The 24,681-nt window shown below is 44.9% G+C and carries 30 protein-coding genes and 1 pseudogene; 27 read left to right on the forward strand and 4 right to left on the reverse strand.

The features are described 5' to 3' along the window. Nucleotides 1-1,527: 1,527 nt before the first annotated feature. The 7 genes and pseudogenes from DNK57_RS09350 to DNK57_RS01975 all read left to right on the forward strand — a co-directional run. Nucleotides 1,528-1,641, forward strand: a pseudogene (locus DNK57_RS09350) (hypothetical protein); the annotation flags it as partial. Nucleotides 1,642-1,854: 213 nt separating this feature from the next. Beyond that, nucleotides 1,855-2,205 carry a hypothetical protein gene (locus tag DNK57_RS09215; protein WP_192961372.1) on the forward strand — a complete coding sequence of 117 codons (351 nt, stop codon included), beginning with the start codon at nucleotides 1,855-1,857 and terminating at the stop codon, nucleotides 2,203-2,205. Nucleotides 2,206-2,836: 631 nt separating this feature from the next. After that, nucleotides 2,837-3,289 carry a hypothetical protein gene (locus DNK57_RS01955; protein ID WP_192961373.1) on the forward strand — a complete coding sequence of 151 codons (453 nt, stop codon included), beginning with the start codon at nucleotides 2,837-2,839 and terminating at the stop codon, nucleotides 3,287-3,289. Nucleotides 3,290-3,336: 47 nt separating this feature from the next. Next, nucleotides 3,337-3,882, forward strand: a complete 546-nt coding sequence (locus DNK57_RS01960; protein WP_192961374.1) for a hypothetical protein — start codon at nucleotides 3,337-3,339, stop codon at nucleotides 3,880-3,882. Continuing rightward, the gene (locus tag DNK57_RS01965) at nucleotides 3,863-4,426 is read left to right on the forward strand and encodes a hypothetical protein (RefSeq protein ID WP_192961375.1); all 564 of its coding nucleotides are present in this window, start codon (nucleotides 3,863-3,865) and stop codon (nucleotides 4,424-4,426) included. The genes DNK57_RS01960 and DNK57_RS01965 overlap by 20 nt, the downstream gene beginning before the upstream one ends. Before the next feature lie 98 nt (nucleotides 4,427-4,524). After that, nucleotides 4,525-5,172, forward strand: coding sequence for a hypothetical protein (locus tag DNK57_RS01970; protein ID WP_192961376.1), 648 nt, complete (start codon nucleotides 4,525-4,527; stop codon nucleotides 5,170-5,172). Nucleotides 5,173-5,176: 4 nt separating this feature from the next. Further along, a complete protein-coding gene (locus DNK57_RS01975) occupies nucleotides 5,177-5,971 on the forward strand; it encodes a tetratricopeptide repeat protein (RefSeq protein ID WP_192961377.1) in 795 nt (264 codons plus the stop codon). A gap of 1,139 nt (nucleotides 5,972-7,110) precedes the next feature. On the opposite strand, the gene DNK57_RS09305 is transcribed toward DNK57_RS01975, so the two are convergent. After that, entirely contained in the window at nucleotides 7,111-7,590 is a 480-nt protein-coding gene (locus DNK57_RS09305) for a phage terminase small subunit-related protein (protein WP_192961378.1), read from the reverse strand. A gap of 206 nt (nucleotides 7,591-7,796) precedes the next feature. Here DNK57_RS09305 and DNK57_RS01985 point away from each other — a divergent pair, with 206 nt between their 5' ends. The 10 genes from DNK57_RS01985 (at nucleotide 7,797) to DNK57_RS02030 (ending at nucleotide 13,390) form a co-directional block, all read left to right on the forward strand. Then, nucleotides 7,797-8,006 carry a hypothetical protein gene (locus DNK57_RS01985; protein ID WP_192961379.1) on the forward strand — a complete coding sequence of 70 codons (210 nt, stop codon included), beginning with the start codon at nucleotides 7,797-7,799 and terminating at the stop codon, nucleotides 8,004-8,006. Between the two features lie 325 nt (nucleotides 8,007-8,331). Further along, nucleotides 8,332-8,502, forward strand: a complete 171-nt coding sequence (locus tag DNK57_RS01990; RefSeq protein ID WP_192961380.1) for a hypothetical protein — start codon at nucleotides 8,332-8,334, stop codon at nucleotides 8,500-8,502. A gap of 222 nt (nucleotides 8,503-8,724) precedes the next feature. After that, entirely contained in the window at nucleotides 8,725-9,240 is a 516-nt protein-coding gene (locus DNK57_RS09220; protein WP_192961381.1) for a tetratricopeptide repeat protein, read from the forward strand. Between the two features lie 2 nt (nucleotides 9,241-9,242). Continuing rightward, nucleotides 9,243-9,374, forward strand: coding sequence for a tetratricopeptide repeat protein (locus DNK57_RS09355; protein ID WP_192961421.1), 132 nt, complete (start codon nucleotides 9,243-9,245; stop codon nucleotides 9,372-9,374). Further along, on the forward strand, nucleotides 9,343-9,606 hold the full coding sequence (locus tag DNK57_RS09225) for a tetratricopeptide repeat protein (protein WP_192961422.1): 264 nt from the start codon (nucleotides 9,343-9,345) through the stop codon (nucleotides 9,604-9,606). The genes DNK57_RS09355 and DNK57_RS09225 overlap by 32 nt, the downstream gene beginning before the upstream one ends. Nucleotides 9,607-9,873: 267 nt before the next feature. After that, nucleotides 9,874-10,284, forward strand: a complete 411-nt coding sequence (locus tag DNK57_RS02010; RefSeq protein ID WP_192961382.1) for a hypothetical protein — start codon at nucleotides 9,874-9,876, stop codon at nucleotides 10,282-10,284. A gap of 25 nt (nucleotides 10,285-10,309) precedes the next feature. Continuing rightward, entirely contained in the window at nucleotides 10,310-10,945 is a 636-nt protein-coding gene (locus tag DNK57_RS02015) for a hypothetical protein (RefSeq protein WP_192961383.1), read from the forward strand. 458 nt (nucleotides 10,946-11,403) lie between these two features. Then, on the forward strand, nucleotides 11,404-11,562 hold the full coding sequence (locus DNK57_RS02020; RefSeq protein ID WP_192961384.1) for a hypothetical protein: 159 nt from the start codon (nucleotides 11,404-11,406) through the stop codon (nucleotides 11,560-11,562). 260 nt (nucleotides 11,563-11,822) lie between these two features. After that, entirely contained in the window at nucleotides 11,823-12,548 is a 726-nt protein-coding gene (locus DNK57_RS02025) for a potassium channel family protein (protein ID WP_192961385.1), read from the forward strand. 146 nt (nucleotides 12,549-12,694) lie between these two features. Continuing rightward, complete coding sequence (locus DNK57_RS02030; protein WP_192961386.1) at nucleotides 12,695-13,390, forward strand: hypothetical protein; 696 nt, start codon at nucleotides 12,695-12,697, stop codon at nucleotides 13,388-13,390. 95 nt (nucleotides 13,391-13,485) lie between these two features. On the opposite strand, the gene DNK57_RS02035 is transcribed toward DNK57_RS02030, so the two are convergent. Beyond that, the gene (locus DNK57_RS02035) at nucleotides 13,486-14,940 is read right to left on the reverse strand and encodes a cryptochrome/photolyase family protein (RefSeq protein ID WP_320056841.1); all 1,455 of its coding nucleotides are present in this window, start codon (nucleotides 14,938-14,940) and stop codon (nucleotides 13,486-13,488) included. Nucleotides 14,941-15,023: 83 nt separating this feature from the next. Between DNK57_RS02035 and DNK57_RS02040 the strand changes: the two genes are divergently transcribed. The 4 genes from DNK57_RS02040 to rrmJ all read left to right on the forward strand — a co-directional run bounded on the left by DNK57_RS02040 (nucleotide 15,024) and on the right by rrmJ (nucleotide 17,223). Beyond that, nucleotides 15,024-15,392: a DUF5518 domain-containing protein gene (locus DNK57_RS02040; protein ID WP_226890960.1), complete on the forward strand. Its 369-nt coding sequence runs from the start codon at nucleotides 15,024-15,026 to the stop codon at nucleotides 15,390-15,392. A gap of 112 nt (nucleotides 15,393-15,504) precedes the next feature. Continuing rightward, entirely contained in the window at nucleotides 15,505-15,936 is a 432-nt protein-coding gene (locus DNK57_RS02045) for a V4R domain-containing protein (RefSeq protein WP_192961388.1), read from the forward strand. A 127-nt stretch (nucleotides 15,937-16,063) separates the two neighbouring features. Then, nucleotides 16,064-16,582, forward strand: coding sequence for a metallophosphoesterase (locus DNK57_RS02050; protein WP_192961389.1), 519 nt, complete (start codon nucleotides 16,064-16,066; stop codon nucleotides 16,580-16,582). Between the two features lie 5 nt (nucleotides 16,583-16,587). Next, nucleotides 16,588-17,223: a 23S rRNA (uridine(2552)-2'-O)-methyltransferase gene (gene rrmJ, locus DNK57_RS02055; protein WP_192961390.1), complete on the forward strand. Its 636-nt coding sequence runs from the start codon at nucleotides 16,588-16,590 to the stop codon at nucleotides 17,221-17,223. 53 nt (nucleotides 17,224-17,276) lie between these two features. Here rrmJ and DNK57_RS02060 read toward each other — a convergent pair whose 3' ends face one another. Further along, entirely contained in the window at nucleotides 17,277-17,711 is a 435-nt protein-coding gene (locus DNK57_RS02060) for a hypothetical protein (protein ID WP_192961391.1), read from the reverse strand. Nucleotides 17,712-17,846: 135 nt separating this feature from the next. On the opposite strand from DNK57_RS02060, the gene mcm reads away from it, so the two are divergent. From mcm to DNK57_RS02085, 5 genes are read left to right on the forward strand one after another with little or no spacing between them, the layout of a single operon-like run. Beyond that, complete coding sequence (gene mcm, locus DNK57_RS02065) at nucleotides 17,847-19,844, forward strand: minichromosome maintenance protein MCM (RefSeq protein ID WP_394354481.1); 1,998 nt, start codon at nucleotides 17,847-17,849, stop codon at nucleotides 19,842-19,844. A 37-nt stretch (nucleotides 19,845-19,881) separates the two neighbouring features. Next, nucleotides 19,882-20,289, forward strand: coding sequence for a translation initiation factor IF-2 subunit beta (locus DNK57_RS02070; protein WP_192961393.1), 408 nt, complete (start codon nucleotides 19,882-19,884; stop codon nucleotides 20,287-20,289). 26 nt (nucleotides 20,290-20,315) lie between these two features. After that, nucleotides 20,316-21,374: a 60S ribosomal export protein NMD3 gene (locus tag DNK57_RS02075; protein ID WP_192961394.1), complete on the forward strand. Its 1,059-nt coding sequence runs from the start codon at nucleotides 20,316-20,318 to the stop codon at nucleotides 21,372-21,374. Nucleotides 21,375-21,378: 4 nt separating this feature from the next. Then, complete coding sequence (locus DNK57_RS02080) at nucleotides 21,379-22,338, forward strand: tyrosine--tRNA ligase (RefSeq protein ID WP_192961395.1); 960 nt, start codon at nucleotides 21,379-21,381, stop codon at nucleotides 22,336-22,338. Beyond that, a complete protein-coding gene (locus tag DNK57_RS02085; RefSeq protein WP_192961396.1) occupies nucleotides 22,339-22,545 on the forward strand; it encodes a hypothetical protein in 207 nt (68 codons plus the stop codon). It abuts the gene before it with no gap. A 50-nt stretch (nucleotides 22,546-22,595) separates the two neighbouring features. Here DNK57_RS02085 and tmk read toward each other — a convergent pair whose 3' ends face one another. After that, a complete protein-coding gene (gene tmk, locus DNK57_RS02090; RefSeq protein WP_192961397.1) occupies nucleotides 22,596-23,180 on the reverse strand; it encodes a dTMP kinase in 585 nt (194 codons plus the stop codon). A 166-nt stretch (nucleotides 23,181-23,346) separates the two neighbouring features. On the opposite strand from tmk, the gene DNK57_RS02095 reads away from it, so the two are divergent. Further along, nucleotides 23,347-24,669, forward strand: coding sequence for a response regulator (locus tag DNK57_RS02095; protein ID WP_192961398.1), 1,323 nt, complete (start codon nucleotides 23,347-23,349; stop codon nucleotides 24,667-24,669). Nucleotides 24,670-24,681: the final 12 nt, after the last annotated feature.

Genomic DNA, 24,681 nt, shown 5'->3' on the forward strand with positions numbered 1-24,681 from the left:
ATACTCTTTGGAGCCAGCTTGTTACATCACAACAGCTACAACAATCCAGCACAACACATAATACAAGAAGTGCAAAAGCATACAGGAATACCAGCCCCTCAGATACAAAATACAAAAACACCACCCGACACTTATCCACCAGACGATTCTAACAATTTCGATCCAAATAGTATACATGGTATAATGGACATGACGAACCTTATGAATACAATGAAAATCAATAAGAAGATGGATTCAAAAAGAATCCCTCTGGAAAAATGCTTTCTCCTATTTTAAGCAGGAAACATGATTTTAGAGAGTAAGGGGTTAGTCAACTAATCTTTTACTCACCCATCCCCCAAACCAGCTTATTTCGGAGAACAAGGATCGCAAAAACATTCCAAGCCATGAAATAGCCCCTTACAAATTTACCCGTTTCCTGCGAACGTCTGACAGCCCTTTTTCAGCCAATCACAGGAACAGATGAACATTTTCTCTTGGACGCTTATCCACTGAAACAGTACTGAAACGGCACTGAAGCAGTACTGACACGCTACTGACACACAGCAAAAACAGCTTATTCAAAAAACAGGAGTGGCAAAACATCCCCATCCCATGGACGGCCCCTTATAAACTTTATTCGTTTCCTGTTAACGCCTAACAGCCCATTTTCAAACAATCGCAAGGACAGATGGACATTTTCATTTTCCTGTGGACGGTTTTTTCACTGTCACAACACTGTCATTTTACTGTCATTCCAAAATGTTGGAAGAAGACCACATGATATTCTTTTTCTATACACCATGCTCTCAAAAAATATGCCGGAAAACATCTTCCAAGAATTAGAACACCACCCCGAAAAAAATTCTGCTCGACAACCGCTTGCAACATCTTCGAGGATTCAAACAGGTTGAAAGGGGAGGGTGCTCGAATACTTGATCGGATCTTAAAGGGAAAACAGGACCATATACGATTTTTTAGAAAAATTTCAAAGGATGAGAACAAACTCCTAGTTTTGCAATATTTTCTATCCTTGAAATTTTTCCGGGTAACTAATATCATGAAAAAAAACAGGGGGGCTGGGAGAGAAGCTTTTTAAGGGGGAATTTGTATCTTAGTTTTTTCGTATGCATATTTTTTTGTGTGCCAAGCTCGATACCCCAAAAAATATGACATGAAGGGATGATGATCATAAATGTTTTTCTGTTTATGATAAATAGTAATCGTTTTATATTATAATTTATTATATTATTGTTTGGAGACCGCTACTGGGAGGGTTTATTATATGAGACGGTTTGTGTTCGTCCTGGCAGTTTCCGTCCTTGTTTTTTGTCTTGCAGGAGGTGCTGAGGCAGCCAGTCTCAACTACAATGAGATCCTCCGACGCCTCCAAACTAATCAAAAACTACAAAGAACAGCAGGGCAAGATATCCCAACAGACTATAATATGAGAACAAGACCATAAGAGCAGATGATTATCTCTACGCCGCCTCCAACACGATAATAAACCTCAACCAAAACAAAAGAGTTGAGATAACATTCAACAGCATCCAACCCCCTACAAAACCTGCAGGGTCAACCACAGGAACACTAACAAAACAGGAGTACCTACAGACAGCCCAGAACATTAAAAACTTCATAGAAACCAAGAAAAGATCGCCAAACTATGCCACAACAAAGATAGGACAAATCAGATACGAAACCCTAATCTACACCTTCGCAAAAATAATAAACCACTACAACACAACAGACAAACTACCAGACAGCATCCAGATAACACAAACCACTGGAATAGGAGAAACCATAACCAAAGACACCACACCACCCCTTACAAGTATATCTCCTGATCCTGGAGTATATGATCATCCGATAACGGTGACTATCACAGCAACCGACAACAAAGACAACAACCCCAGGATCAACTACCAGGTAGATGGGAGGAGCTACACAGGCAGTAGAATAGCAACAATAGATCTTGGTGAAGGCACACACACCATCAAGTATTATGCAATCGACAAGGATGGTAACAAAGCCCAGGAACAAACAGCAACATACATCATCAAAGAAAGCACACCTGTGAGATGTTCTCTTACCTTAACTTCAACAGCTTTTACATGGGGGCCTGTACTTAACCTGGATAAATTACACAACTTTTATGAACATGGGATGTCTCCTGAGGAATATTTTATGGTAAATTATGGCGATCCTTATGTTTTGGGAGTATGAGCCAGTCCCTGAGGTTTTATGATTTGGGCTTTGTTCCTTTCAGGGTTTCGCTGCCAGTTACTGTTGATGGTCCGGCTAAGGGTATAAAGTGTTGCATGGAGGAGGACGGCGCCCTTTGAAGGTGAGATAAGCATCATAGTTGACGGACAAACAATATGCACAAAAATGTACGTTAATGGGGCTTGGATACCCATCAAAGATAAGATCAAACAGATTAATGCCTCAGAATTTTAATATGGTTTCACAGTTAGCCCTCCTAAAACTAAACAACCTCACAAAAACCAGCCAGGGGGCAGATGTTATGGCAAATCCACCAATATGGCTTGGAATATCTTAACAATCTCACAGGGGGATGATATACGTGACTACACCATACAACATCTTGAAGAACTTGCAAAGGACACCCTCCAATATCACCATAGATTATCCAGGAGAAGCTAAGAAGACGATAATGGGGCTGCCATTCGGGGGCGCGCCAGTAAAACCGCAACTTCACACATCAAACCTTTTAACGGGACATACAACGGAGCCTATGATGATCCAGAACTTGGAAGAATAGATGCAGGCTACCAGGGAATAGTATCATACACAGTGGCAACAACAAAAAAATATCAGATAACTTGCTGAGGGAATGGCTCACGAGAAAACCTCAAACCCCAGGGACCATAAAAAGCAGCCTATGGGACAGCACTTGCAGCACTCGAAACCTACACGACAAATTAGCAGACGAAATAGCAAAAAAATACTAATATGGACCCGGACAAAACCAATAATAGTATCGGTTGCTGACACCCCCGAGGACACGTTCATGACACTGGAATGCGACCATAACATGGGAGTTGCGGCCACAGGAACACCAGAAAACCTCAAAGCATTCAACTATGCCAGAACAGCAAGCATAAACATTTTCGAATTCCTTGTGATGCAACGCCTATTCCCACCAGCAAACATCACAGATCCCAGCCAGATTATGAGCACCGGTGTATCCACAGATATAGGCTACAGGATCATGACAGGCCAACCCATAAAACATCACACTAGATGGAAACTACACCATGATATGGTAGCAAGTACCTCATCATAGATACAGGAACAGGAATAGTAAGAGACCTCGAACTCCTCAAGGGTTGCATGGGAGCATACTGCTTCAGCCACCAGCAAACAGAATGGGCCGCCAACCTTGCAAAAGAAATGTTGAATAGTACGGATATAATAAATAAGGTTTCTCAGATTTTGGTGAATATTTTTAACAAGTTAGTTTATAATCCTTATCTAAGGATAGCTTCTGAGCTTAGCAAAGCCCTACCATTGGATAACCAATACACCTATCTCGGAAGTTCACCCATATATCTAATAGATTTAAGGACAATGAATAGAGTAGGAATTGGTGGTGTTGTCAAGGTTTATGGTGGTCGTGATCCATCGAACACCTGGTTGTCTTTGCACGTAGAAACCTTTAACGTGCCTGCCAGCTTTAGAGGTGTATATATAATGGAATGTGACGTGACATGTCATAGGCAGAATGGCAAAATAGAAAGATACACATCACATGCCATTATTTCAACTTATGAAGACACGTCAGTCCTTGGATTGGACTCCTGCGAATTCCATTTTGATAACATCCCTGTGGATGTGGCAAGAATCGACGAAGAAATCTATGGATTCAAAATATTTTAGAAGGGATATTATGCGTTTACGTAGCATACTATTAGTTGTAGTCTTTGTTTGCGTCCTCGCCCTTTCTATAAACTCTCTAGTATCCTATTTGAGTCATAGACCTGTCATTTATAGTGAGGGCGAGATTACTATGGATCATGGCAACTTCAGAATGAGTGAAGGGGATGTGAAAGGTTTTTATTGTGATGAATATGTGAGTTTTGCGTTGCCAGATGGATGGTCAGGCAGGACAAAAGTCATAGATTCTTGCAAGACGTTGTTTGCTTGGAACAGTACTGAAGCCTTATCTGCCGGACCCACCAGACTACATTCACTCGATGATGCTCTCAATGAACTGGAGGATGTAATTTCAAAGAACGCGACAAAAATTGACGATCATCCAGCCTACATAATAAAAACAAAAAACCCAAAGAACCCATACACATACACTACCTACATTTACATAAAAACAGGCGATACAATCTATGAGATAATATATTCAAGTAAAACCGAGGAGCCAGAAGGACTTAAACAAATACTAAGAACACTAAAAGTCAAAAAATAACATTGAAAGCCCCCCCAACACAGTGCTTCAGCCACCTGCAAACAGAATGGGCCGCCAACCTTGCAAAAGAAATGTTAAACGATACTCTCTTCGGTAGCATGGTTGGCGTGGTAGGTACATCTGTCTTTGAAGGAGCTACTGCTGAGGATGCACTGGTAGGATGCGAGCTATTAGCATCAAGAGCAGGGCCGTATGGTATAATCATCGCAGCCGTTATACTCTATATATGTCTAGCTTGGAAATACCCTGACATGGTCCTACCATTAATCGAGAAGGAGGTCTTCGTATCCGAACTGATGTGGTGTAGTATCCAGACGATTTTAAAAGAAAACCCATCAATCAAAGATCAAGATCTCTTCTTACAAGCAGCCCTGTTGTTATTGGAATTAGCGAAAAATGATAAATTTCAAAAAGAACTATATGATGCAATGAGGAAAGGAAAAAATATTGATGATGTTTTTAATAAATATGCTCCTGGTGGTTTAAGAGATCCAGGGGAAGGATGGGATAAGGTGGGACAATGTCTTAGGGAAGCTTTCAACAATTTAAAATTGGCCATAAAGAATAGGGATTCTAAAGCCATTATAATGACTAGTGCTGCTATAGTCGCAAGTCTTACGATGGTAGGCTGCATATTGGCAGATGCTGCTATTAAACCAATATGGGATGCTTTAGAGAAAATAAATAAAGAAGAAGAGAAATCCAGGCCCAAGAATAACAATACGACCATTACGAGCAGGGGATAAAAAGATGATTTCATGGTTGTTCAAGGCTTTTAAGAAAAAATCATTACTGAATAAAGGTGTTGATCTTTTAAATCAAGGTAAATATGGAGAAAGTATAAGATACTTTGATAAAGCACTAGAAATAGATTCAGAATATGCCTTGGCATGGTACAATAAAGGTGTTGCGCTCCGAAACCTTAATAAATACAAAGAAGCACTCACATGTTTTAATAAAGCCCTAGAATTAACCCCTAATTTAAAAGAAGCATGGATTAATAAAGGAGTTATTTTTGGAAATTTGGAGAGGGATAAAGAAGCATTAGACTGCTATGATAAAGTTTTAGAGCTGAATCCCCAGGATTATAAGGCATTAGCTCTGAAGGGTCTTGCTCTAAATAAACTTGAAAAACATGAAGAAGCACTAAAATGCTATAATAAAGCACTGGAATTAAACCAAGATTTGCCTGAGGCATGGTATGGTAAAGCTTTGAGTTTAGAAAACTGTGAAAGGTATGAAGAAGCACTAAAATGCTATAACAAAGCACTAGAATTAGATCCAAAAAACCCAGAGATATGGAGAGGTAAAGGTGGAGCATTAGTAGCTTTGAAAAGGTACAAAGAAGCTCTGAAATGTTTGGATAAACTTTTAGAGTTAAATTTAAAAGATGTAAATGCATTGTATGCTAAAGGTTTAATCCTTGAAGCACTGAAAAAATACGAAGGAGCTCTGGAATGCTTCAACAAAGCTTTAGAAGTAAATCCTAATTTTGAACCCGCCAAGAAGAGGATGGAAGAGATTCTATCTTCTGAATCCCAATAGTCAGAGTAACAGATAATTGAGGCACTGCTTATAACTGTATAGCGAAGGTTACCCCGGATTTTCATGAAAATTAAAATGGCATCAGATGGGTGTAAATCACCAGTGACATAATACTGGATGGTCTAATTACTCCATTCCAGCGCAAATTTCAATAAAATGAAAGAAACCCGGCATTCATGCCTACGGGGGACTGCCAGGTTTGATACAGGATTTTCCCTGCCGGTTCCGGGCACCTTCAGTGGCTCTGAACTTTACTCGCGCTGTCCCTGTACCTCTTTCAGGTGATCAGGAATTATTTTTCGTATACAGGCGCTCATGCCTGTTCTGGGTGGGACTTTGCCTTTAAGGGCCTCGATTTCATCAGAGTAGGGTCTGATAATCATCATTATCAAAAACAGCCTTGAGAAAGCTTAGCAGGAAAATAAAAACTTTTAGCAGCTTCTAGTAACCGAGAAATATTTTCAAATCCCTGGAAAAGCAGGAAAAGCGTTTTTTAGGGGCTTGCAGGAGGTAAAAAATATTATAGGATTCTTGGAAATGGAGAATAGACTACTTTTAAGGGGGGGAGGCTTTTGGAGGATTAAAAAAGAGAAAAAGTAGTTAATCGAGTGAGGGTTTTCAGATCCTGGAAGCCCCTCAAAACCCCTAATATAATACTTTTTATAATCCTATTTTAAGGTTTTGGGATAACAAGGGGTTATCCAAAAAATCTATCTCATTACAGCCTGCTCTCTGTTCTTCTTATCTTCTTTTAGCTTTGCAATGTTTTTTGTATGTAGATCATTTCTTTGAGTGCTTTAAGCCAAGTCTCTTGAAGTTTCCTCATTTTCTTATCCAGGTCCTCGTCCTCGATTTCTTTTTCTATTCCTCGTGCCATGTCGATTATCATCTTTCCAACCCTCCTTATGGTTTTTTTGTTTTTCGGTGTATGGACGTTTTTGTTTCTCTTCCTGTAGTCTTTTTTTCTTCAGGTAATCTGTCTTGGATTGGGAGAACTAGTTTCATCATCTATCTAGGCTTCTGGAGAGACTTTCATGGTCTTTCATTGTCTTCACTTCTATTTTCTCCAATCCTTTGGTTAAAGCAAGTACATAGACTCCAAAGATGAGATTGTTGAGGATGTCAATGTATTGGATCTTTCAATTGGCTATTTCCTCATTTATTCGTTCTTCCACGCTTTTTTCGATCTCTCCAACTCTTTGCTTTTCTTTTTCATCCCAGTTGTATGTTTTCTTCCATTCCCAAATCTTCTTTTGGGAGACGTTCAATTGTCTAGCCACAGCTTTCACACTTGTTGTTCTCATCACTCCTTGCTGTCTAAGCGTGATATAGAGATTCCATACCTGTTCTTCTATTGGAAATTTTTTCAATCCTTCTGACAGGCCCACTATTGCCTTTATAGTGATATCGCCCTCTTTTTTTATTGATATTTCTCCATCTTTTACATCCACATTATCAAGAACGTCATCTTTAACCGTGTCAAGAATTTCTTGATGTAGTATTTTGTTTTCCCGTTGTTTGTCTTTTTCATCTTCCTTTTCTTGTATCTGACTCATTAGATGTGAGGCTAGGCTGCTTGCCCTTTCAAAGCATCTGACGGCCTGCTCGAAATCCTGCACGCCGGTAGCTCTCTAGGACAAGCTTGTTCAAGATATTGCAATAGCGGGTTTTGTAATCTATTATTTGTTCATCCAAGTTTTCCCTCATGTTAATCTCAGTAAGGGAATACAACATTCCAAGGATCTAAGAGGGAAAAAATGACGATACCACTCAGAAGGCAGATGACTAAGAACATGTCATTCGAATCCCCAAGTTCCTTCGAAACATGGAAGATATAAAACGTGGGGATGCTCTAATCCTCAGGATTCGAAAAGATGTAAAGGAGGTCCTTGAGACGCTCCCCGTGGCTGTTCAGGGAATGGTGTACCTCCCCAAACACCTTCAAAGCAGCTTAGACGTTCAGGCGGGTGATATGATAGATTTAGAGATCGAAACAATCAAAAGTAGAAAAAGGATGAAGGACGATGGATGTTAGACTTGAAGAAAAGACAATGCTGCTTTGATTCTTTGATAGCCCCATGTTTTATATTCATTGGGAAAAACAAGATGATGGAGGTGCGAAGTATGCAATTAAAGAAAGTTCTTGATACATATAAGGAGTGGTTTGGATTCAATGAGCATGAATTGAAAAATGGGCCCTGAGAGCCTTCGAACATCTCAAAAAAGCAGAGGTAAAAGTGGATCCCCGCTATGAAAGGCTAAGTGCTTATGGCATGTTAGAAGCCCTTTCCAAAATCCTAGAAAAGTAAAGGTAGCTTTTCCTTTTTTGAACTTAAAATAGAATAGAGAGGTGAAATAGGATGAAAAGAGAAAAGAAGAAGCTAAATGAAGAAAGGGAGTACCAAATGACTCCAAACTTTGAACGTGGAGTATATAATCCAGCATTCTTCCATAAGGTGGGGGAAGAAACCAAGAAGTTTTTAGAGAAAAGACGGAGGTGGGAAAATGGTATTGATAAACCAGGAAAATGAGAAAGAATATGAACCTGGAAACTTTTAAAATCCAGGGGGTTTGGGAACTGCTACGGCTTCTCCATCCAAATAGACAGTGAAGAGGTCACTTTTGAGAGGTTTGCTAACAACTGGAGGGTGAAAGAGTGGCATGATTCAAAGCCTTCGAGAAAGTTAAGGAATTAGAGAGAAAACAGAAAATAAGACAGGAAGTAGTAGCCAACAAACAAGGAGGAATAAACCTTGAAATTATTCAGCTGGATAAAAAGAAGATCACTAATAAAAAAAGGCCTGAAACTCCTAAATAACGGCAAATACAAAGAAGCCATGAAATACTTCGACAAAACCATAAAAATAGACCCAAACCATGCAATAGGATGGTACAACAAAGGAGTGTGCCTAATAAACCTCAAAAAATACAAAAAAGCACTCACATGTTTTAATAAAGCCCTAAAACTAAACCCAAACCTCGCACAAGCATGGCACAACAAAGGAGCAGCCCTCGATGATCTTGGGAGGTATGATGAGGCGCTAGAATGCTATGAAAAAAGCCTAAAAATAAACCCAAAAGATTACAAAACATGGTACAACAAGGGAATAACCCTCGATGAACTTAAGAGATATGATGAGGCGCTAGAATGCTATGAAAAAAGCCTAAAAATAAACCCAAAAGATTACAAAACATGGTACAACAAGGGAATAGTCCTCAAGGAACTTAAGAGATATGATGAGGCGCTAGAATGCTATGAAAAAGCCTAAAAATAAACCCAAAAAGTCATGAAACATGGTACAACAAGGGAATAGCCCTCGATGAACTTAAGAGATATGATGAGGCGCTAGAATGCTATGAAAAAAGCCTAAATAAACCCAAAAGATCGCAAAACATGGAATAACAAGGGCATAGTCCTCGGTGAACTTGGGAGGTATGATGAGGCGTTAGGATGCTTTGAAAAGGTTCTGGAAATAAACCCTGAAGATCATAGAGCATGGTATATGAAGGGGGAGGTGTTGGAGAAGCTTGGAAGATGCGAAGAAGCACTAGAATCCTACAGGAAAGCCCTAAAACTAAAACCAGAATACAATGAAGCGAAAAAAGCCCTGAAAAAACTGGAAAAAAAGCAATAGAACAACCAAACAATCATACAAAAAACAGAAGACAACAGACACCCCAAAAACCAACAAAAAATATACTTTGAAGCTTTGAAGGATTACCAGGCATCCAACCTGACAGATGAAGTTAAAGACAACTTCTATGATCTTGGAGGAGCCCCATAGCAAGCAACATGCTACTGCTACCACGACCAACTAACAAACAAAGTAAACAGTTGGCTTGGACAATTTCTAAAATCAGGTGAAGCTACAGCAGCCGGAATACTAATAACAGCAGGACTAATGATAGCGGCAGCAGCAGGAGGACCGGTAACACTAGGCTGTGCAGTAGCTATAACTATAGCGGGCGCTGCCCTTGCAGCTCATGCATCTGGTTTATTCGATGATCCGCGCAATCCTATTAATTGGCTTGATTTCGCGGCTACAGTGGGTTCTGCGGTCTTTTTCAAGGCGCCAATAGGAGCCTCACCATTCAAAATAATCACTGACACGACAGTCAGACAATCGATGAGATTTATAACAGTCTTTGGCGGTAAAACAGCTATAGTCAAGGGAACTCTCGGATATAGTGGGAAAGAAGCAATAGAGAACATAGTTGAATCATGGGTTAAAGGTAGTGCAATATCAACAGTTATACACTCGCTAGAAAGTTCACCCCAAAACCTGCAAACTTACAAACAGAAAAACATATAAATAAAGAGAGAGAAGGTGAAAAATCATGTCATCAGAGGGAGCAATGATCACAGTAGGTCTAAGCCTCACTATATTCCTCATTTTTTGGGCTATTGTTGGAGAGGACCGTCTAAATAGATTCTATGAGAGAGTTACAGGAGAAAAAGCGGAAAAAGGTGGTGTAGCGACGCCCAGAGCCTGCTCATTCGGCCTCATGGTCGTCCCTCTCACCTTTTTTTTCCTTTTTGCGGGGTTTTCCTTTGTCTTCGCTCCTGAGATGGTGCCAGGGGCGGTTGCTCTTCTAATCCTCGCAGAGTATATTGGTTTTGTGTTCTTTTTGAGGGGTGACACCTTCAAAGGGGAATGGGATGGGAAAGGCTACCCACTTGGAGGATATCTCGGTTTTTCACTCCTTTTCTCCGCCTTCATGGTTATAAGGGGTGTTGTTGGCATGTTTAAAGGTTGGGTGGCTTGGGGTTTGTTTATGTTGTTTCTTGGCTTGTTTATCGCGACATATTATCTTTTCCCTGATAAAATGCCAGGATTAAAAGGGAATTATCTTAGTTCGCGACATGAAGTTTTGAAGGCGATTATTGTCGGCATAATACTCCTCATAATCACAAGGATAATCTGGGCGATAGTTCAGGTTGGGGTGTTTCATTGGTCATTGACAGGCCACTAGGGGCATGTGAGGTGTTATGTTAGATTTTTTTGGGAGTGGATTTTTTGGATAATGTACTAAAATGCTGTATGAGATCTGATAGTATTATAAATTGTCTTGATTCCTGCAAAACGCTCTAAACGCTTTTTCCAGGGGTCTGATTATATTAGCTTCTCATTCCTGTTAACGCTTCTTAGATGGTTTCCAGGAAGAAGAAAGTCTCCTGTTTTCTAAGATTAAAGCGTTTTTAGGCCTTTCTAGGGATTTGATAGTATTATTCATAGTTTTGGTTCCTGTTCTCTTTTTTTAGACGATTTCTAGCATGGATTCTTGGTTTTTTTGAAAATTTAGCGGACAAAAAATGTAAAAGTAAGGATGTGGGTAGGAGTTACCCTAACTGTAACCTTTATATACCCCCTATGATTATGATGTGGGGGAGGGAACCTTGTCCCCTTCATCAAGAGGCGTGAGGTGAAACCATGAAGAAAAAAACAAGAATCTGGTGTGAAATATCAACAATAATGACATGTGCAAGGTGGATTGAAGAACGCACACAAAACGAAAACATAAAGGAGTGGGCCGCCAGGATCTGGGCAGCCGCTAACCACCTAGAAAAAGAAACAGGAGTCTATGAATAAAAAGTGGTGGGAAATCAATTCCCCCCACATCCCCCCAATTTTTTGAGGTGAAAAAAAGTTAAAAAACAATAGCCATGAAAATGGGTATTCCAGAGGACTACATTGATCAAATCAGCATTTTCCCAATCGTACTTGACGATTATTTATATGGCGACTGCGTAATCTCAAACATAACGAATAGAGTCAGACTTCAGAAAATTCATAACCCCCTAAAGATAAAGTAGTTTCAAGAACCTGATCAACAATATAATGGGATCGTCATGGATTACGGGAAGCTTATAAGAACCAAGGAACTCGTCCTTCTCGTCCTGATAACACTTGACATAGTGCTCCTAAGCTATATCTCATTCTACCCATCAAATCCATGGACCGTGAATGCCATAAACCAGTTTGACCTCCTCCTGTGCATCATCTTCTTCATGGAATTCTCAGTAAACCTGAAAAGGGCTGAGGATCGTAAGAGATTCCTCATGGAAAACTGGCCAGATATAATTGCATTCCTCCCTGTGGACTTCTTTCGGGCATTCCGCTTTATAAGGATAATAAGGGTTGTAAAGGTCATCGCCCTCTTCAGAAAGTACCTCAAGAAGTTCTTCACCTTCCTTGTGGATACACACCTTGACCAGGCGGTGGGGGTACTCCTAATTGCACTCGTGGCCGGGACAATGTTCTTTTACATGATGGAGTCAGGGGTCAACAGATCCCTCCATGGGCCAGCTGACTCCCTCTGGTACAGTCTAACAACAATAATCGCCGGGGAGGTTGTTATACCTCCAAAAACCATCTATGGGAAGGCCATAACAAGCATGCTCATGCTGGTTGGTGTCACCTTTGTGGGGTTCCTGACAGCTTCACTGGCCTCATGGTTTGTCAGGAACCCTGAGGATGAGCGGGAAGTCCATGAAAGACTGGACGAGATAGAAAGGGGTATAGAGGACCTCAAAGGCGAGATTGCTGAAATCAAGGAGATGCTGAAGAAAAGATGATTCATTATCTGACCTTGCTGGTATCCGCGGAGACCACAACATACAGCAGTCCATCAAGAGGAATTATCTATTTTCCTCCAAGGCACCGTTACTTTTATACAGCATGGCCCCTTAGCATAAATAAGTAATTCATCGACGAGGATAACATGGCAAGATCAGCATATATAATCATAGGAGCCATTCTACTCTTTGGCGCCTACCTCTACGGGGTAACTGCACTGAGTCCCGTGGAACCTGTGGGGCGTCTGGGTTTCGTTAAACTGGCAAACCCTGACATGTATCCCGGGCACCCCCAGTCCAAGGTCCTGGCATCCTACGCAGCCCAGAGGGGATCCAAATGCGCCCTCGTGGTCCATTACGCCGGAAGTTCAAACTACAGGCACTACAGGGAGGGTAACGTGACCATAATAGAACTGGCATATATCAGTTCAGAGTACCGGACCGACATAGACTGGGGTGAGGTTATTGAGTCATTCATATTCGGGGTCCCTGATGGTAAGTACCGTTACAGGGCCGATGGATATGAATTCAACAGTCTCGATGAGGCCATGGATTACGTTGAAGATCTTGCCAGAAGTAAGGGACAGGAGGGTCCCATGCCCATGGTCTTCCATGGCACCGTCAGGGAGGGTAACGTCTTCATCAACCCCGGCTGTGGTTTCCCACTCTATGTCCAGATCGCATGGAGACAGTACGGTAGACTCGGGGCATACTATTACATCGTGAAGGGCCTCCTGCATCCCTACCTGAACAACCCCTACGCGGCATATGAACTGAGCCACGCATCTGACCTTCAGAGACTCTACAATCAGGGCGCCCTTGACTATACAGGATACGATTGATCCTCACCCCTTTCTGTAGATTTTAAGGGGCCCCCACTATCAGTGGACCATTAAACTTCATCGATCAGCAGACCCCCCAGAGAACTGACCGTTAACTACAATCCCTGGCGGCCCATCAGTTCTCCCATGAACTCTTCACGGATCCCCCTGAATTCTTCGATTTTCCTGTCAGTCAGATACCTGTATAGAACCCTGATACGGGGGTTTTTTCCGATCAAGCTCCTTTTTTCATTTAAGAATGTCCAGAAGAGGGCATCCCAGACCCTGCACCAGTCCCCGCGCTGGTGGTCACTCATCCTGAGGATATAATTTGATGAGGAGATGTAGGGTTTGGTTGCAATCAGCCCCCCGTCAGCGTACTGGCTCATACCATAAACATTTGGCACCATCACCCAGTCATAGGAGTCTATGAACATCTCCATGAACCACCTGTAGACCTCATCAGGGTCCGTGCCGAGGAGCAGCATGAAATTCCCGATCACCATGAGCCTCTCAATGTGGTGGGTGTAGCCGTGCCTCATAACCCTCCCCACGGCAGAGTCGTAGGGCTCTATACCTGTTAAGCCCTGGTAGAGTTTAGGATTGATTTTGCCCCTGTGGTTGAAGAAGTTCTCTGTCCTCTCATAGGACCCCTTAAGTATATAAACTGCCCTTATGAATTCCCGCCATCCCATAACCTGCCTTACAAAGCCCTCAACGGAGTTCAGTGGCGCGTCTGCCTTGAGTGCTGCCCTTATAACCTCCATTGGCGTCAGGAGGCATATGTTAAGTGAGGAGGAAAGTACTGAATGAAACAGGAATGGCTCATCACGGGATATGAAGTCCTGATAGCTTCCAAAGTTTTTAATTCTCCTCTCAATGAAGTCCCTCAGGAAAATCCTGGCCTCAGTGTGTGTTGTGGGGTAATTGAAGTGGTCCATGGATCCAGGGTTGTCAGGGAAGTTCTCTGATACATATTCTTTGGCCTCCTTTACGTACTCATTTTCCGGGAGCTTCACAGGGGATGGTACCTCCAACCCTCGGGGCATTCTCTTACGGTTTTCAGTGTCAAAGGTCCATTTACCACCGGCTGGCCTGGAGTTCTTCATGAGAATGGAGAGCCTCTTCCTCTCCCTTATGTAGAAGGATCTGAGAAAGAATCTCCCATCCCTGAAGTAGTCATCCATGAGCTGCCTTTTGAAGAGGAATGGTGCCTCAATCTCATTTATTTCAAATCCAAGTTCCATGGAAAGCTTCTTCATCCTCACCTCAAGTTCATGGTCAAGGAGTTCAAGGGTGTAGACACGGTCGTAGCCTTCAAGGTGATCCCTCAGGTATCCCATTCCCGGGTCAGGGCTGTATTCTATGTATTCAGCTTTAAGACCCCTTGAACTGAGGTGGTCGTGGTAGTGGCGCATTGAAGCCCGATGGAGAATAAGCTTGTTCCTGTGGAATCTTAGTCTGAATACCGGGTCTCCAAAGAAGAGCTGATCCTCCACCAGGATGAACCTGGATGTTTTCCCGGCCGCCGGGTGGTCCTCCATGAGGTGGTGGGGGAATACAATGGCCACAGATTTCTCACCCATATCGGTATTTATGTTGCAGGATGACTATAAATCTAAAAGTTTTTTAGGAGTCCCGGACATAAACCTTAATGGTGTTTACAATGGTTAAGTGGGGAGCCGTTATTCTTGGATTTGTACTCTCAATTGTTTTTCCATACATTCTAAGCCCCTTCGTTGGTCAGGCTTCAATCCTCGGATTATTCCTGGCGGGTTTTGTAGTAGGCCTCATGGTAAAGGAGGGGGCGACCGGGGGTTTCTGGAACGCGACTGTTGCAGGGGCATTTGGCGGTATAGTGATTGCCATCCTACTCACTATCTTTGGAACTGCCATTGCCGGGCCCGTAGGTTTTCTTATTGGAGCCTTTGCAGGTGGAATCCTCGTATTGGCCCTCCTGATTGTCTCAATGCTCTTCATGGGTATTGGTGGGGCGATTGGAGGTTTCATTGCAGGTGACTGATAAGACCTTCAAAGACAATTCATTTCTCGGACACTGCACGGACCTCCTTTTTATGCACCCGGTAATAAAAATTTAAATATTAGGATTAATCATTTATTAAAAGGTGATGAATATGTATGATTTAAGTGATCTTGTGGTTGAAAGACAAAAACTCGGGAATGTGACGGATATAAAAATCTTCAGGGTGCTGAGGTTCATGCCCTATTCCATCATAGGAGACGGAGCCAACGGTATCCTCTACAAGAACGGCAAGGACCTTGGAAGGAATCTGGGTCTAAATGGCGCCAGTGAAGCCGTGAAGTTCATGCATGAAAACCGTATAGGTGAACTTGAAATCCTCCAGGAGGATCCATACCACCTCAGGGTCGATGAATGCCTCAGCTGTGCCGGTCTCCCTGAGTCAGGTAAACCCCTATGCCACTTTGAGGGGGGCCTACTTGCAGGTATAATTGAATCTGTGAGCGGAAGAGCCGTGGATTTCAGGGAGGTTAAATGCTGGGGCCTCGGAAATGGAACATGTGAGTTCAAGGAGTTCGTGAGGTAGTCCTCATTCATACCCCCCAATTCATTTTATGTTTCCCTCTCTCAAAAAAAACTAATTAAAGGGATGCAGATAAGTAAACCCGAGGAATACATCCAGACCATGATCCAAGACATCAAGGAGAATTGAGATGCTAATAGGTGTTATATCAGATACGCATATACCTGACAGGGCATCAGAGATCCCGGAGGCTGTTTTTGATGCCTTCAGGGATGTTGAACTGATACTCCATGCCGGTGATCTGACATCCCCAGACATCCTCAGTGAACTCGAAAGACTGGCCCCTGTGGAGTGTGTGCAGGGAAACATGGACCGCCACTATGGTATAGAAACCCCCAGGTCAGGGCTATTTGAGATAGGATCCTTCAGGGTGGGGTTAATCCATGGGGAGGTCTACCCCAGGGGTGACACCCAGCAGCTGAGGTACCTCGGCCTTGAACTTGGAGCCGATGTTCTGATAAGCGGGCACACCCACCAGCCCTTCATAAGGGAACTTGAGGACATGATCCTCCTCAACCCTGGAAGCCCCACCGTACCTCGCCTCACAGATCCAAGTGTCATGCTGCTCAGAATTGATGGGGAAAAACTTGACGCCGAGATAATAAGAACCGGGACCCCTGTATGCAGGTCCCTGAATTTCAGGAGGTGATTGATATGGGTAAAAGGTGGCAGGCTGAAAGAAAGAGGGACCACTACTATAAAAGCGCCAAGAAGGAGAATTACCGTTCAAGGGCCTCCTATAAGTTACTGCAGCTCAACAACAGATATAAACTTATAAAGAAGGGTGACAGGGTCCTTGACCTGGGTGCGGCCCCCGGTGGGTGGTCACAGGTCGCCCTGGATAAGGTGGGGGATGAGGGACTTGTGGTCGCCGTTGACCTCCAGAGGATAAAGGGTTTCCCCTCTGAAAACTTCAGGGCAATAAGGGGGGACTTCACCGAAGAGGAGGTGAAGGAGAAGATAATCAGGGAACTGGGAGGAAGGGCCGACGCCGTCATATCAGACGCTGCACCATCACTCTCAGGTATAAGGGACATCGACCACCTGAGGTCAGTGGATCTCGTTGAGAACGTCCTGGACATAGCCTACAGGGTCCTTGATAGGAAGGGGAACATCCTGATAAAGGCATTCCAGGGCCCTGAACTTGACAGGGTTATAAAGGAACTGAGGAAGGACTTCTGGAAACTTAAAACCACCAAGCCAGCCTCATCCAGGAAGGCCAGTGCAGAGATGTACATCGTGGGCAGGGATTTCAAGGGCAGAGAAAGATGGAAAAGAATAATCCACTAGAACCCACATGAAAGATAAGAGTAAAAGAAATGGGAGAGAATGATCCCCTGAAACTACATGAGGGCCCTCACATCACTCAGGGCCTGTGAGGCTACCTGGAGCTGATACCTGGTCGTTTTAATCCTTTCATCAACCTCTGATTTGGGCTTGCTGGTCTCAAGTGCACTTTTAACGTCGTCTATTGCTGACCTGGCCTTCACAAGTTCTATCTCAGCGTTCAGGTAGGTCCTGGTGAGATTGTCATTGTTCCTCTGGTACACCTCCTTCTTGACCGAATCGTACTGGACCTTCAGGGATGAGTAGTCACTCTGAAGCTTTGCAAGTTCATCATACTCTGCCCCCTTATCCACACTACTTGATATGGCATCTGAGATGGTATCAACACCTATGTAGGCGAATACCAGGATTGTCCCTATTATCAGGAGAACTCCCAGGACGGATATGGTCATTGAAGTCAGTTTGAAAAGGTTTATCCTTGATCTCTTCATTCTATCAACCCCATACAGTGGATTTGGCTCTCAGTTCACAGTGTATAGATACATCAGAGCACATTGAACTAGGTCAGGTTACAGTTATGTGTGGCAGACTAAGGTTTATAATGTTATCATAATATACTTTCCATGATGAAAACCGTGGATAAGAGCAAGACACTTACAAAATTTGAGGAATTCTTTTCACTGCCGGACTACAAGGACAGGGTATTCGAGGCAATAGAGAAATATCCGAACGTCAGATCAATTGAAGTTGATTACCTGGACCTTGAAATGTTTGACCCTGACCTTGCAGACCTTCTAATCGAAAAACCTGATGATGTTATAAGGGCGGCACAGCAGGCCATAAGGAACATCGACCCCCTCAGAAAGAATGTGGACCTCAACATAAGGTTCGGCGGGGTCAGCAACGTAATACCCCTCAGGGAGCTACGGAGTAAATTCATAGGCAAGTTCGTGGCAGTTGATGGTATAGTCAGGAAGACCGATGAGATAAGGCCCAGGATAGTTAAGGCCGTCTTTGAGTGCCGTGGTTGTATGAGACTCCACGAGGTCACACAGTCAACCAACATGATCACAGAGCCATCACTCTGCTCAGAGTGCGGTGGGAGGTCCTTCAGGCTCCTGCAGGACGAATCAGAGTTCCTGGACACCCAGACCCTGAAACTCCAGGAGCCCCTGGAGAACCTTTCAGGTGGTGAACAGCCCCGGCAGATAACAGTTGTCCTCGAGGACGACCTGGTCGACACCCTCACGCCCGGGGATATCGTGAGGGTGACCGGTACCCTGAGGACTGTTAGGGATGAGAGGACAAAGCGTTTCAAGAACTTCATCTACGGCAACTACACAGAGTTCCTTGAACAGGAATTTGAGGAGCTCCAGATAAGTGAGGAGGATGAGGAGAAGATAAAGGAGCTTGCAGGGGACCCTAACATCTATGAAAAGATCATAAGGTCCACTGCACCATCCATACACGGCTACCGTGAGGTGAAGGAGGCAATAGCCCTCCAGCTCTTCGGGGGAACCGGTAAGGAGCTGGATGATAAGACCAGGCTCCGTGGGGACATCCACATACTCATAGTGGGGGACCCGGGTATCGGTAAGTCACAGATGCTCAAGTACGTCTCAAAGCTGGCCCCCAGGGGGATATACACCAGTGGTAAGGGTACCTCAGGGGTCGGCCTTACAGCTGCTGCTGTGAGGGATGAATTCGGTGGCTGGTCCCTTGAGGCAGGGGCCCTGGTACTCGGGGATAAGGGTAACGTCTGCGTGGACGAGCTTGACAAGATGCGCGAGGAGGACCGCTCAGCCATACACGAGGCCCTGGAGCAGCAGACCATCAGCATAGCCAAGGCCGGGATAATGGCAACCCTGAACTCCCGGTGTTCGGTCCTGGCAGCTGCAAACCCCAAATTTGGAAGATTCGATAGTTACAAGTCGATTGCAGAGCAGATAGACCTTCCATCAACAATACTTTCACGTTTCGACCTCATATTCGTGGTTGAAGACAAACCAGATGAGGAGAAGGACAGGGAGCTTGCAAGGCACATCCTCAAGACCCACAAGGAGGACCACATGCCCTTCGAGATCGACCCGGAACTCCTGAGGAAGTACATAGCCTATGCAAGGAAGAACGTCAGGCCGGTCCTCACTGATGAGGCCATGCAGGTCCTGGAGGACTTCTATGTCTCAATGAGGGCCAGCGCTGCAGATGAGGACTCACCGGTCCCCATAACCGCGAGGCAGCTGGAGGCCCTCGTGCGTCTATCAGAGGCCAGTGCCAAGATAAAACTTAAGGAACATGTTGAGGCAGAGGATGCGAGGAAGGCCATAAAGCTGTCACAGGCCTGCCTCAAACAGGTCGGCTATGACCCCGAGACAGGCAAGATAGATATAGACAAGGTTGAGGGGAGGACACCTAAATCAGAGAGGGATAAGTTCAGACTTCTCCTTGAACTCATAAAGGAATACGAGGATGACTACGGTGGCAGGGCACCTACCAATATTCTTATAACTGAGATGATGGATAGATATAATGTAAGTGAGGAAAAGGTTGAAGAACTGATAAGGATCCTCAAGGACAAGGGTGCCATATTTGAACCCGCAAGGGGATACCTTAAGATAGTCTGAATTTTCCATTTACACACTTTTACTGGAGGTATCAGCTATGGATGATTATGAAAAATTACTTGAAAGGGCAATAGACCAGCTGCCCCCTGAAGTATTTGAAACAAAACGTTTTGAGGTTCCAAAGGCATACTCTGTCATACAGGGAAACAGGACATTCATACAGAACTTCAGGGAGGTTGCAGATGCCCTCAACAGGGACCCCCAGCACCTCCTGAAATTCCTTCTTAGGGAGCTGGGTACCGCAGGAAACCTTGAGGGTGGAAGGGCCATACTTCAGGGTAAATTCACCCACTTCCTCATAAATGAGAGGATAGATGACTACGTGAACAAATTCGTCATATGCCACGAATGCAACAGGCCAGATACGAGGATAATCAGGGAGGGCCGCATATCACTCCTCAAGTGTGAGGCATGCGGTGCCAAGGCCCCCCTCAAGAACGTCTAGAGAACAGAGAGGAGCAGCCATAGGAAATGTTCTGTGTTAAATGCGGTAGTTCTGATTCTGAATTATATGAAGGCCTCTGCAGGGACTGTTTCCTTGAGGACTACAGTATCCTGAGTATACCCGAGAAGATAGAGGTCAGAGTGTGTAGCCACTGCCGTGCAAAGTTTATAAGTGGCCAGTGGCTGGATGAAGGGCTTCCAGATGATGAAATCGTGTACAGGGCCCTTGAGGACAGCATAAGCTGGGATGAACCCGTTGAGAACCCTGAAATCGAACTCGAAATAATGCAGGAAAGGGGCACCATCTACCGGTGCCTTGTTGAGGTCGATGCAGAGGTCCTCGGGAAGCATGTGAAACAGGACTATGAGGTTGAGGTCCGCATCACAAACACGGTATGCCCGGCCTGCAGCAAACAGAGCGCCGGCTACTATGAGGCGGTTATACAGCTGAGGGCCGATGGAAGGGAACTTGCAGAAACCGAAATAGAAACAGCGGACAGGGTTGTCCAGAGGACACTCCTGAGGCTTTCCAGGCGGGACAAACTGGCCTACCTCCCCCAGAGGGTTGAGGTGAAGGAGGGTGTTGACTACTACATAGGATCCCACAAATCAGCCCGGAAGGTTGTCAGCGCCCTCAGAGAGGAACTTGGAGGGATAACAATGGAGTCCCCAAGACTCATGGGTCAGGACAGATCGACCGGTAAGGGACTCTACAGGACGTGGATATCCCTAAGGCTGGCTGAATTCAGGGTTGGGGACTTTCTATCCCACCATGATCGAATTCTGACAGTCGTTGGCCTCCGGAAGAAGGGTGTGAGTGTGAGGGACCTTGAAACCCGTGAGGTGAAGAACATCCTCTGGGGGGAATATGATGACATGGACCTTGTGGCCCGTGCAGATGAGGTGAAGACCACCACTGTGACCTCAAGGTCCCCTGGAATGATCCAGGTACTCCACCCGGAAACCTTCGAACCAGTGGACCTCGAGGCGGACAGCTACACATCAACACTGAATATAGGGGAGCAGGTCCCTGTCATAGAAATCGGTAACAGACTCTACATCATTGAGGATGAGGCGGAGGAATGATTAAATGGATGATTCACTAGAGACCATAACCCGTGACGTTCTGGAGGTCATAACCCCTGAAGAGTTGATGGATGTCCTCAGGAAGGATGAACCTGTTGTCTACACTGGATATGAGCCCTCAGGGAGGGTTCACCTGGGGCACGCCCTGACAGTGAGGAAACTCAGGGAGCTCCAGGACGCTGGCTTCAGGGTCAAGATACTCCTGGCAGACTACCATGCCTACCTCAACGGGAAGGGGAGCATGGAGAGAATAAGGGAACTTGCAGAGTACAACCAGAAATGCTTCCTGGCCCTTGGACTCTCACCTGAGAGGACCGAGTTCATACTGGGATCATCATTCCAGACAGAACCTGAATACACTGATCTTGTCTACAGGATGGCCCTGATAACAACCCTTCTAAGAGCAAAAAGAAGCATGGCCCAGATAACCAGAGAATCTAAGGACCATAAGGTCGCAGAGGTTATATACCCCCTAATGCAGGTCATAGACATGGTCTACCTGGACGTTGATGTTGCCCTGGGTGGAATGGAACAGAGAAAGATCCACATGCTTGCACGTGAAAACCTGCCCAGACTTGGCTTCGATGCCCCTGTATGCATACACACCCCCCTCCTCCATGGAACCGATGGCTCCGAAAAGATGTCATCGAGTAAGGGTAACTTCATAGCCGTCGACGATTCCCCCGATGAAATACGGGAGAAGGTCAGGAAGAGTTACTGTCCAATGGGTGAGACTGAGGGCAACCCCATAATCGAAATCGTGAAGTACTTCATAATGCCAGAGTATGGAAGGATGACCATAAGGAGACCTGAGAAATTCGGGGGCGACCTGCAACTGGATCTTGATGAACTCCTCGAGATGTACTCCACGAGTGAACTGCACCCACTGGACCTGAAGAACGCTGTCTCAGACTACCTTGTGGAAATGCTTGAACCTGTAAGGGAATACATGGAAGGTGTTTAGATGCTCTATGAAATGAGACTGCCGCCTGGCATAACACATACAACGATGGCTGAAATAATTGAAAAATATGAGGTTGAACTGATACAGACCGATGATGGCCCTGTTCTGAGGGGTGAAATGGAGGAACTCCAGAGGGCAAGGGACAGAATCCTCGAGTCTCTCAGGGAGAGAATAGAGGAACTCGAAAACCCGGCCACACGGAGCTGATCCAACAATTCCTTTTTTTAGTTCCCTGAAAATGATAACCGTTAAGGAGGCTACAGTATGCCCCCTGAACATATGCCTAAATGGGGGGCCAGTATCCTCCGTATATCCCTCTGGATCATATTAACCCCCCTTTCAGCGTTCACAGTGTAGAAGCCCTCTTTATCTGCAAGTTCAAGGTACCTTTCACGTACCCCTGCAAGGTATGAGGGATCCTCAAACTCATCGGTTCCGCCACATCGCTCCATGGCCACCTCAACGTCGATGTCGAGGAGTATGACAATATCTGGTCGTGGAGCGAACCTGTTTATCTCAGAAATCCATTCCTCAGGCCCCTGATACACCAGACTGGAATAGTAGCACCTGTCACTTATAACCACCCCATCTGACCATTTACCCTCAATTTTACTCCTCAGTGTCAGCCGGTCCGCTGCAAAGAGCAGGGCAAGGATCCTCTGAACATCAGGTGCCCTGGCACCTGGAGTTGAAAGCATGCTCCTTATGAGGCTTCCGATATTAGAATCGGTTGGTTCCCTGACTTCCTGGACCCTGTAACCGTTTTCCCTGAGCCAGCTTGCCGTCAGGGAGGCATGGGTTGTCTTACCGGAACCATCGATTCCCTCAAAGCATATGTACATGGTGGTTAATCTATCAGGAACAGGTAAAAAATCTTCCCCTACCGAGGATCGTGGTTAATCCATCAGGACCCGGGAAAAGATCTTCTCCTCCGCTGGAGGACATAACTTTATAATGCTTCAGACACAGAATTATTTAGGATTATTTTAGTGATAATTGAGGTGGACCATGTCTAGAGCTAAGGTTATGGTGGTTGAGGATGAGAGCATAGTTGCCATTGATATCAGCCAGCGCCTTCAATCACTTGGATACGAGGTTACAGCCACCGTCTCCTCAGGTGAAAAGGCCGTTGAAATGGCCGAAAAAACAAGGCCAGACATCATACTGATGGATATAGTCCTCAAAGGTGAAATGGACGGTATAGAAGCTGCTGAAGAGATAAATAAGCGGATGAAGGTCCCCATAGTCTACATAACAGCATACTCAGACGAGGAAACCCTCAGGAGGGCCAAGGTAACAGGACCCTTCGGTTACATAATAAAGCCCTTCGAGGACCGTGAACTCCACAGCGTCATTGAGGTGGCCCTCTACAAACATGAACTTGAGCGTAGACTGGCTGAGAACGATGAACTCTTCAGGGCAATACTCTCATCGGTTCAGGATATACTGTTCACAGCAGACAGTGAAGGCAGGTTAACGATGGTATCCCCCGGACCCCTTGCAGGATACGGCCTTGAAGCCGATGATGTTCTGGGAAAAGGACTTGTGGAGGTCTTCGGGGATGAGGTTCACCATGAGATGATCGGGAGGGCCCTCAAAGGGGAACCTGTGACCTATGAATGGACATGGACACCCCATGACAAATTCTACTTCGAAACAACCCTGTCGCCCCTCCGCGACTTTGAGGGCAATATCACAGGGGTTGTGGGAATACACCGGGACGTCACCGAAAAGGAGACTGCAAGAAAGGCCCTTGAAAGGGAGACCCTCATAAACCGGGAACTAGCAGACCTCTCAAAACAGTTACTGGCCTCAATGTCAATTGAGGAAATTTCAGATAGCATAACCAGGAAGGCAGAGGCCCTCACTGAGAGCAGATACTGCCTTGCGGGTTTCATTGAATCAGGCACGTTGAAGAATTATACCCTCACAGAGAACGTCAGAAGGGAGTGTCACCTCGATACAGATTCATTAAAACTGGGCGGTTTAATTGAGTGGATACTGAGGGAGAAGGAGGCCATTCTTCTAAATGACCCCTCCTCTGATCCACGGTACAGTGGTGTCCCAGAGGACCACGTGGAGATCAGCAACCTGCTTGCGGTTCCAGCAGTCCTCAGGGATGAACTGGTGGGCATATTGATGGTCTCAGGGAAGGAAGGAAGCTATGATGAGGGCGACCTGGAACTACTCCAGCGCCTTGCAGACATATACGCCCTCGCAATTCACAGGAAAATGGAAGAGGATCGTTTGAAGGCCAGTGAGGAACGTAACAGGGCCCTGGTGGAAAAATTCCTTAAAATAGTTACAGACGTCCTCGAGGAAATTAAATAAAGCTGATTTTAG

This window comes from Methanothermobacter thermautotrophicus (genome assembly GCF_014889545.1).
Classification (GTDB): domain Archaea; phylum Methanobacteriota; class Methanobacteria; order Methanobacteriales; family Methanothermobacteraceae; genus Methanothermobacter; species Methanothermobacter thermautotrophicus_A.